Below are 9,053 nucleotides of genomic sequence, written 5' to 3' on the forward strand. Positions count from 1 at the left end.
TATGCACTATAGCATCAATGTACGCTGGATTATAAATATTTAAATATATATTTTAAAAACTCCCAAGTTCCGAATAATCCACCAGGTATTGTTAACCAACCTATTACTTTAAGAACAGTTCTAAAGGCTATTTCTGAAGTTGTATCAGCTTTTACAAGTAAAGCGTAACCATGTTCAGAAATTAAAGGTCCTTTTATTAACTTTTTAAGTGAACTTTCCGGAATTGTCCAACCTCCTTGCATCACATAGTTAAATGGTACACCTTTCGGTTTCTTAATGTTATCATGGTCAATAGGATAACTATAAGACATCATTCCCGCTATTTTATCTGGTGCATGGAATTCATTGTATATAAATATATATAGTTCTCTAACTGTATATCTTCTGCAGGTTATGAAATGGAATAATTGAATGAACCATGTTCTTTTTTTCAATTTTATTTCATTTGAAGCCAAATCAATCATCCAGTTCTTACTCATTTTGTTAATAATTGATTTCTTATCAGAACTGTGATGATATGATTTATAAGTCATAATCTTAACTTGTTTGATTTGAATCTATGCCTGTAGGAATGAAAGGGTCATTTTCAATTAAATCAGATTCTACAGCTTGACGCCATTTAAGTATATTATCTTTTCCAGGTTGTGCACATTGCATGACAGATGTTTTATTACCATCAGTTATTGACGAAAACACTTTGTAAAGTTTAAGTTTATTAGCCAACCGAGGATGAATTGCATAATTAATGCCAGATTTATCTACCGCACTACAATATGTTATTATGTCAAATTGACTATTCGAATTGTAAAGTTTTTGATGTGCTATTGACGCTGATAATGTATAATTATTAGATAAAAATAAATCACTCCATGCTCGCACATGGGCTTTTAACCTATTTCTATTAAACCCATCATAGTTTGGGAATTTCTTATCTATGTCAGACATAAAAGTTTCAAAATATTTTATCAAGCGTTTTGATTTGATTGAAGTCGCTGATAAAAAATTTAGTTTTTCCAAAGAAATCTCATCGGTATGCCAAATAGATATGTAATACTTGTCTACTGAAGGTTTTTTTATTTCCTTAATTGCGGTTTCGAATGAATCAGATGCATAAAAAACTGGATGGTGGGGCAGATGAGCTCTTCCAATATCAGTGCAAATTTTTGCAGACTTGTAAGAATATTGTTTTGGGTCGTTTACCTCATTTTGATTTTTAAACGTGTAGGCATCTCTTACTCTCATGAAAAAAAACCTTCTTTTTTCATCATTGATTGAAGTATGTTCAGAAAAAAGGCCTCCTAAAGTATTCACACATTCCTTATAGATTGCTTCATAGTTTTCAGGTACTGTATGTATTGGGTATTTCTTTTCCAGTTCAGCAATTGCCGACTTTAATTCATCTTCGCTTAAACTTCTTATTTTGGATTTACTCATTGTTCAGCTTGCGTACAACAGTTGTCTATAATCAATGATTATAATCTTATCATATGCCTAAGATAATGAATCCCAAACACCCTTGTAACAAATAAAGGCCCCCAACGACCTATATACCACAAGCTTTTCGTAAATTCATTCCATTAACTAAAATCGCAAGCTATGGGTAGTTTTATTTTTATTCCGTTACTTTTTTTCGGTCTTATCATTCTTTTTTCCTCTTTTTTTATCGTTAAACAGCAGACCGCAGTGATTATTGAGCGTTTTGGAAAGTTTCAAAGTATACGTCACTCAGGGCTACAAATGAAAATTCCGTTAATCGATCGTATCGCGGCCCGAATAGGACTCAAGATTCAGCAATTGGATGTTATCGTCGAAACAAAGACGCTTGACGATGTGTTCGTAAAACTCAAAGTTTCGGTCCAATATGTCGTTATCAGGGATAAAGTATACGAGGCCTTTTACAAACTTGAATACCCTCACGATCAAATAACGTCTTATGTATTCGACGTGGTCAGGGCCGAAGTGCCTAAAATGAAACTGGATGATGTCTTCGTGAAAAAAGATGATATAGCAATAGCGGTGAAAAGTGAGCTTCAAGATGCGATGCTCGACTATGGCTACGATATTATCAAGACCCTGGTTACCGATATCGACCCAGATGCGCAGGTAAAAGCGGCGATGAACCGCATCAACGCCTCGGAGCGTGAGAAAATTGCAGCACAATTCGAAGGAGATGCGGCGCGCATACTTATTGTTGAAAAAGCAAAGGCCGAGGCCGAAAGCAAAAGGTTGCAAGGTCAGGGTATCGCCGATCAGCGACGTGAAATTGCGAGGGGTCTCGAAGAATCTGTAGAGGTTCTGAACAAGGTCGGTATCAACTCTCAAGAAGCATCTGCCCTAATTGTGGTAACACAACATTATGACACTTTGCAATCGATCGGCGAAGAAACCAATACCAATTTGATCCTGCTGCCCAACTCGCCACAGGCCGGAAGCGATATGCTGAACAACATGGTGGCCTCGTTTACCGCAAGTAATATGATCGGTGAGCAAATGAAAAAAGGCAATCCAAGGAAAAAAGAATAATCCGTTTGTCTTGACTTTGGCAAATTTTAATGTTCAAAACCAAAATCAATCTAAAAATCGAATTAAACGGCCCTATTGATCTGTTTGAAGCCGCGCTATCGCACTGGGTCAGGACTAAGCCAAAACGCTTTTAAATGGCTTTAAAACAAGTCTTTCTTGATAGAAAATCTCAATCGGTATATTTTAGTCGATAACTATTATCGATCTCAAGGTTTTTCCTTGATTTTGGCCCAAGTATCACGTAGGCCTACCGTTCTATTGAAAACCATTTTATCGGAAGTCGAGTCGGGATCCACACAAAAATAGCCCAACCGCTGAAACTGAAACCTATCACCGATGTTGGCTTCCTTTAAACTCGGTTCCAAGTATCCGGTAATGGTCTTCAAGGCATCTGGGTTGACAAAATCCAGAAAATTTTTGTTTTTATGCGTATCTGGGCTTTCATCTGTGAACAGTCGGTCATACAATCGTATTTCGGCCTCAAAAGCATGCTTTACCGAAACCCAGTGCAAAGTGCCTTTGACTTTTCGCAGGCTTTCTTCCGTTCCGCTGCCACTTTTGCTTTTGGGGTCATACGTACATTGTATTTCAACTATGTTGCCCTCCGCATCTTTGGTACAGCTTTCCGCTTTTATAATGTAGGCATTTTTAAGACGGACCTCCCCTCCTAATTTCAATCGAAAAAATTTCCGGTTCGCTTCCTCCCTAAAGTCCTCACGCTCAATATAAAGCTCTTTTGAAAAAGGCACTCTTCTAAACCCAGCAGCGTCATCCTCCGGATTGTTCTCTGCATCGAGCCACTCTTCATACCCTTCGGTATAATTTGTAATAACCACTTTTACCGGGTCTAAAACACCCATAACCCTAGGCGCGATTTTGTTCAAATGTTCGCGCACATGGAACTCAAGAAGCGAAACATCGATAAGGTTCTCTCGTTTGGCGATTCCGATGGTATCTGCAAAATTCCGAATCGATTCAGGGGTATAGCCCCGTCTCCGCAGTCCTGAAATGGTTGGCATACGAGGGTCGTCCCAACCCTTTACCACCCCCTGCTCGACCAACTGAAGAAGTTTCCGCTTACTGACAACGGTATGGCTAAGGTTTCTTCTGGCAAACTCCCTTTGTTTAGGGCGCACTTTACTCGGTTCGTATACTTGATCCAAAAACCAATCGTATAATTCACGATGCATGGCAAACTCAAGGGTACACAATGAATGGGTAACCTGCTCGATATAATCGCTCTCGCCATGGGTCCAATCATACATCGGATAAATACACCAATCAGTATTTGTTCTGTGGTGCGCTTTTTTCAAAACCCTGTACATAATGGGGTCTCGCATAAGCATATTGGGGGAAGCCATATCTATCTTGGCCCGAACCACATGTGCTCCTTCCTCAAAAGCTCCTTCCTTCATCTTTGTAAAAAGATCAAGGTTTTCCTCCACCGTTCTATCCCTGTGCGGACTATTCGTTCCAGGTTCTGTTGGAGTCCCTTTTTGAGCGGCAATCTCATCAGAAGATTGACTATCGACATATGCCATGCCCCTTTTAATCAATAAAACCGCCCAATCATATAGCTGTTGGAAATAATCAGAAGCATACCGTTCGGTATCCCATGAATAGCCCAACCACTCGACATCCCGTTTTATGGCATCGACATACTCTTGCTCTTCCTTTGCAGGATTGGTATCATCGAATCGCAAATTGACTGGCGCTTTGTAGCGTTGTCCAAGTCCGAAATTCAAACAAATGGAGCTAGCATGACCAATGTGTAAATAGCCATTCGGTTCGGGTGGAAATCTAAACCTTAGATCCTCTCTTGGCAAACCGTTGGCCAAGTCCTCCTCAATAATATGCTCTATAAAATTCAGTGATTTAGGCTTATCGCTCATAGCGCATTTTTTTAGCAGCACAAAAGTAGGAAAAATGCCGTAATGGTAGCCCCTAATACAGCCTCACTCCACAATAAAAGCTTTTCACAACAATTTTAATTGCGCCCACAACATTAAATTCTTTGCGGGGTAATTAAATAACATATTTGTTGTTGAATACATAGGATTGGGCCAACTATTTACATGTTTTCCCCACCCGTTATAATCGTAAAACCCTAAAAGCATCAGACTGTTCCCAAAACGGAAACCACGGACCCACACAAAACCACAACCTCTTATGAGAACTAAATTATTTTATTCCGTACGTTTTTTGATACCAGTTATGCTAGTTCTAGCTTCTGTACAGATTCAGGCCCAAGTAATTGTTCCTGATGCACCTGTGCCCGCCGATAACCCCAACTATCCAGGGAATGATCCTTGGACGGCGGCCTGCGCCCAAGAATCTTTCAACGAGTACTTTGTAGAGATAACATGGGCCGGAACGGCGAACAGCACAAACGAGTTCGTTCTTGAGCTTTCAGATGGCAACGGCAGTTTTGCGAGTGCCGTAGAATTGGGCAGGGTCGATGACCAAAATACGAACAATACTTTTTTAATGTCATTTGCCCTACCCACGAATACCCGGGGCAATGGCTATAAAATGAGGGTAAGAAGTACCGATCCGGTATCAACTAGCCCTGAATCGGCCGCTTACGAAATGTACTATATGGATGTTACGGGCAACCTGAACATAAGCCAACTTGGTGATGGGGTTCCACCTGGGCAAATCTGTTCTACCGGGCCTGTAACCCTTCAGGTCGACAACATTCCGAATCCAGAAACCTATCAGTATATTTGGTATCGCAGCGGTAGCCCCATGGCCGGTGAGAGCGGTCATACGCTAAACGTAACGCAATCGGCCATGTACCAGGCCGTAATAGATTATGGCAACACCTGTACGGGTTCGGGAAATACGGATTCCAATATTGTAGATGTTACCATTGGTTCTTCGGGACAGGGTATCTTCATAACCCCACCTTCGAAAACGGCCTTATGTTCAGGAGATACTGAAACGCTCAGCATCAACGCCACGGATCCTTCTTGGAGTTATAAATGGTATAAGAACGGGGCGGCCATTGCCGGAGCGACCTCATCAACATTTACGGTCGACGCTTCTATTTCTGGTTTTGAAGGAGACTATCAAGTCGAAATATCAAGTTCATCAATTTGTACCGAAAGGTCTGCCGCAATAACAATGACCAATTCCGACGGCTTTACGGTTACAAGGTTGAATGACCCCAATGTTGTATTGCTTCCGGCCCAGACCGAGACATTGAGTATTTCAACAACTGCGACAGGACCCACTTATAAATGGTTTCGCAACAATATTGAAATTGCAGGAGCGACCGGAGCTTCGTACGACGCCTCTCAAGAAGGCACTTACTATGCCGAGATAACTCAAGGCGGTGGCACTTGCCCTGGAACGATCAAAAACTCTGAAACGACTACGGTGGTTACACCTGCTTCGTTCGAAATTACAATCGATTATGCGGCAGCTTATACCAGCTGTGTCAACACCGATATCGTTCTCGCATTACAGACTATCAATGCCGTATTGGCCGATAACAGTAAAATCGATGTGACTTCCGATGTGTCATCAAGTTTCACTTATCAATGGAAAAAGGATGGCGTGAACGTATCTGGAGCGACATCCGAAAACATAAGTCTGACAAATCCCGGCGAAAACGGTAATTATATTCTTGAAGGCAACTTAAGCACATACACTGCAACCTCAAACTCCCTTGCCGTGCAGCTCTTGACAAATGAAACAATCGCCATAACAAGTTCGGGCACCGTTTTCTGTAGTTCGGCCAACCCAATAACAATAGACACCACCACTGACCTTACAACAGAATCTTTTGCCTGGCAAAGGGACGGCATCGACATCAATACGACAGATTTCGCTTTGAGCATTACAGAAACTGGTGTCTATCGGCTAGTAATAGCTAAAAATGGATGTGATCTCATCTCAAACGAAATCACGATTACCCCTCTGGATCCCAACCTGATAACACTTAATCCCTCGGATACCATAATTTTTCCCGAAGGAACGTCAAGGGTCGTAACCGCAAGCGGCGGTACCGCCTATCGCTGGTATGATAGCGACAACAATGAAATAGGCACTACGGACAGCTTTACATTTACTAGTGAAGGCGATTATACCTTAATCGCCAATATAGACGAATGTCAGGTAACCCGACAAATAACCGTTGAATATCTAGACACCTTCAAAGTGCCCAATGTCATTACGCCAAATGGCGATGGAGCCAATGATCAATGGATATTACCAAACTCATACTCAAATAAGACAGACGTAAATGTCATCATTTATAACGATAAGGGCATCGAACTTCTGAACGTTACGGACTATCAGAACAACTGGCCCGAATCTTCAATGGCATTTCCACAACAGAATATGGTTTTTTACTATGTCATAAAAAATGCTTCTGAAACCCTTAAACAAGGAACCATAACCGTTATCCGCTAACCAAAATGAAATTTACCAAATTCATAGCACTACTAGTGATTTCCGTTTTGGTGTTGACCCCGACCAATGCCCAAAATGAAGATCCTATTTTACCTTTAAAGGTAGCGCCCCAAAACCTGTTAAAGTATAACCGGTTTTTGATCAACCCTACCTTTTCGACCGTTCAGGAAGATAAGTCATACATTAATTTCCTTCATAGAAACCAATCAGTACAATTTGACAATAACGATCAAACGTACTTTTTGAGTTATAGCGGACGAATAGGTGACCGTAGCGGGCTGGGGCTAAGCGTTTACTCGCAACAGGTAGGTTTGGTGTCGAATATTGGGGTAATGGCCAACTACGCTTACGGTGTCAAATTAAGTGATAAAAGCAACTTCACCTTTGGGGCGAACCTTGCCTATTATAATACGGGGTTCGATAGAAATAGTGCTTCTCCCTTAGATCCCAACGACCAAGCCCTTCTAGGGACAGTTGACAGTAATATTCTATCATTTCAACCCGGTTTCAATCTTTCCTTCGGAAACTTCGATTTCGGTGCATACGCTGAAAACTTATTCGATTACAATCTGAAAACAAGCGAACAGCTAACCGAATTTAAGGACAAGTCATATGCGGGCCACCTACAATATACCCATCGGTTCAAAAATGGGTCGGGTATCATGGAAAGCGCTAGGCTTATGCCTTTGGCAAGAGTACGTATGAACGCAAAAGACAGTCCCGTCCTCGGCAATCAAGATGATTTTACCCTAGGTGGAAGCCTTATTCTTGACCTGCCAAAACTTGGATGGGTTCAAGGAGGCTACGACAGTTTTTATGGTGCTTCCGCAGGTGTTGGCTTCAACATCAACAAAAGGCTCTCTTTAGGATATACTATGGAAAAGGGGTACACCTCAGATCTTATTAATCTTGGTGTTACCCATGAAATTTCATTTGCCTACTCTTTCACACCGAACCTTACAGAAGACCGTGTTATGTTAGAGGAAAACAACGATCAACTTGTGGAAAACGAAGAATTGACCCAAGAAGACCTTGCCACAAATGATGAAATAGAACAATTGAAAAGAAAATTGGCCGAAAACGACGCGATAATCGCCGAACTGATGTTCCGTCAAGATTCACTCGAAGCCAATCGCCAAAAAGATTTGGAGCGCCGCTTTGAAATGGTCATGCGAATGGTGCGTAACGAAACGAGCGGTGAACGGCCCGACCTTGAAAAAAAGGCCGAAGACCTCTTCTTGACAGGAATCGACCGACCTCAGGTAGCTACAAGGAACTATAGCAACGACGGAGGGGTTTCTTCACTCGCTGTCAATTCTTCATTGCCAAAAGATGTGCTGGCCAAGGGCAACGATGCCGTTGCCGAACGTACCGTTGCACAAGACAACATCGGCGCACAAAACACATCCCCATCTTTGAACGACGTACAGCAAGACCCTATTAAAAGTAGAAAATTCAGAAATCTAGAAGGTGTACAAGAAGGGTACTATGTCGTAGCCAATGTCTATAAAGGTGGCCACTACCTAACCAAATTCATTGATGATCTTGGCCAAAAGGGACTGTCGGCCGATTATATCGACAACCCGAACAATGGTCTCAAATATGTATATCTAAAGCGTTTTGACACTTGGGAAGAGGCGGTGGCCGCACATCAATCGAATATAGACGGCACCTACGATGGCGACCTTTGGATCATGAACGTTGATAACCGATATACCAATGAGCGTTATGCCAACAATGTTGATAAACTTAAAGAAAAAGCCACCAAGTACGGTACCGATGTACTTCAAAAAAATGTGGTCGCCAATGATGAAATCGCCAATACCAGTAGCGAGGCCCGCACCTTTAAGATCGATGGTGTCGGATCAGGTTACTATATTATCGCAAATGTGTTCGCCAATCCAAAGAATGCGCGACGCTTTGTTGAGCTTTTAAACTCATATGGGCTAAGCGCGAGTTATTTCGTAAACCCGGAAAATAACTGGAGGTATGTATATCTCAAACGTCATGAATCATGGAACAACGCCCTAATATCATACTACTCAAAACTTAATGACGCCTACGATGATAAAATGTGGATCATGCGTGTCAACCCAAACTTAATGACTTAA

6 protein-coding genes are annotated in these 9,053 nt (G+C 41.7%); 3 read left to right on the forward strand and 3 right to left on the reverse strand.

Annotation, left to right across the window (positions count from 1 at the left end; all coding sequences use genetic code 11):
- Nucleotides 1–29 precede the first annotated feature (29 nt).
- Both ACEZ3G_RS06370 and ACEZ3G_RS06375 read right to left on the reverse strand, forming a co-directional pair.
- Complete coding sequence (locus ACEZ3G_RS06370; protein ID WP_432424611.1) at nucleotides 30–479, reverse strand: hypothetical protein; 450 nt, start codon at nucleotides 477–479, stop codon at nucleotides 30–32.
- Between the two features lie 58 nt (nucleotides 480–537).
- Entirely contained in the window at nucleotides 538–1,434 is an 897-nt protein-coding gene (locus ACEZ3G_RS06375) for an RES domain-containing protein (protein ID WP_432424612.1), read from the reverse strand.
- 162 nt (nucleotides 1,435–1,596) lie between these two features.
- On the opposite strand from ACEZ3G_RS06375, the gene ACEZ3G_RS06380 reads away from it, so the two are divergent.
- The gene (locus tag ACEZ3G_RS06380; RefSeq protein ID WP_432424613.1) at nucleotides 1,597–2,523 is read left to right on the forward strand and encodes an SPFH domain-containing protein; all 927 of its coding nucleotides are present in this window, start codon (nucleotides 1,597–1,599) and stop codon (nucleotides 2,521–2,523) included.
- A 206-nt stretch (nucleotides 2,524–2,729) separates the two neighbouring features.
- On the opposite strand, the gene ACEZ3G_RS06385 is transcribed toward ACEZ3G_RS06380, so the two are convergent.
- A complete protein-coding gene (locus ACEZ3G_RS06385) occupies nucleotides 2,730–4,415 on the reverse strand; it encodes a glutamine--tRNA ligase/YqeY domain fusion protein (RefSeq protein WP_432424614.1) in 1,686 nt (561 codons plus the stop codon).
- A gap of 277 nt (nucleotides 4,416–4,692) precedes the next feature.
- Here ACEZ3G_RS06385 and ACEZ3G_RS06390 point away from each other — a divergent pair, with 277 nt between their 5' ends.
- Both ACEZ3G_RS06390 and ACEZ3G_RS06395 read left to right on the forward strand, forming a co-directional pair.
- Nucleotides 4,693–6,942, forward strand: coding sequence for a T9SS type B sorting domain-containing protein (locus ACEZ3G_RS06390; protein ID WP_432424615.1), 2,250 nt, complete (start codon nucleotides 4,693–4,695; stop codon nucleotides 6,940–6,942).
- 5 nt (nucleotides 6,943–6,947) lie between these two features.
- A complete protein-coding gene (locus ACEZ3G_RS06395; protein WP_432424616.1) occupies nucleotides 6,948–9,053 on the forward strand; it encodes a PorP/SprF family type IX secretion system membrane protein in 2,106 nt (701 codons plus the stop codon).

The sequence above is a fragment of the Meishania litoralis genome (assembly GCF_042611095.1).
Taxonomy (GTDB): Bacteria; Bacteroidota; Bacteroidia; order Flavobacteriales; family Flavobacteriaceae; genus Meishania; species Meishania litoralis.

Excerpts from the sequence above, each read along its gene's own strand:
- ACEZ3G_RS06370 (WP_432424611.1), bottom strand. The coding sequence starts at position 479 with ATGAGTAAGAACTGGATGATTGATTTGGCTTCAAATGAAATAAAATTG.
- ACEZ3G_RS06375 (WP_432424612.1), bottom strand. The coding sequence starts at position 1,434 with ATGAGTAAATCCAAAATAAGAAGTTTAAGCGAAGATGAATTAAAGTCG.
- ACEZ3G_RS06380 (WP_432424613.1), top strand. The coding sequence starts at position 1,597 with ATGGGTAGTTTTATTTTTATTCCGTTACTTTTTTTCGGTCTTATCATT.
- ACEZ3G_RS06385 (WP_432424614.1), bottom strand. The coding sequence starts at position 4,415 with ATGAGCGATAAGCCTAAATCACTGAATTTTATAGAGCATATTATTGAG.
- ACEZ3G_RS06390 (WP_432424615.1), top strand. The coding sequence starts at position 4,693 with ATGAGAACTAAATTATTTTATTCCGTACGTTTTTTGATACCAGTTATG.
- ACEZ3G_RS06395 (WP_432424616.1), top strand. The coding sequence starts at position 6,948 with ATGAAATTTACCAAATTCATAGCACTACTAGTGATTTCCGTTTTGGTG.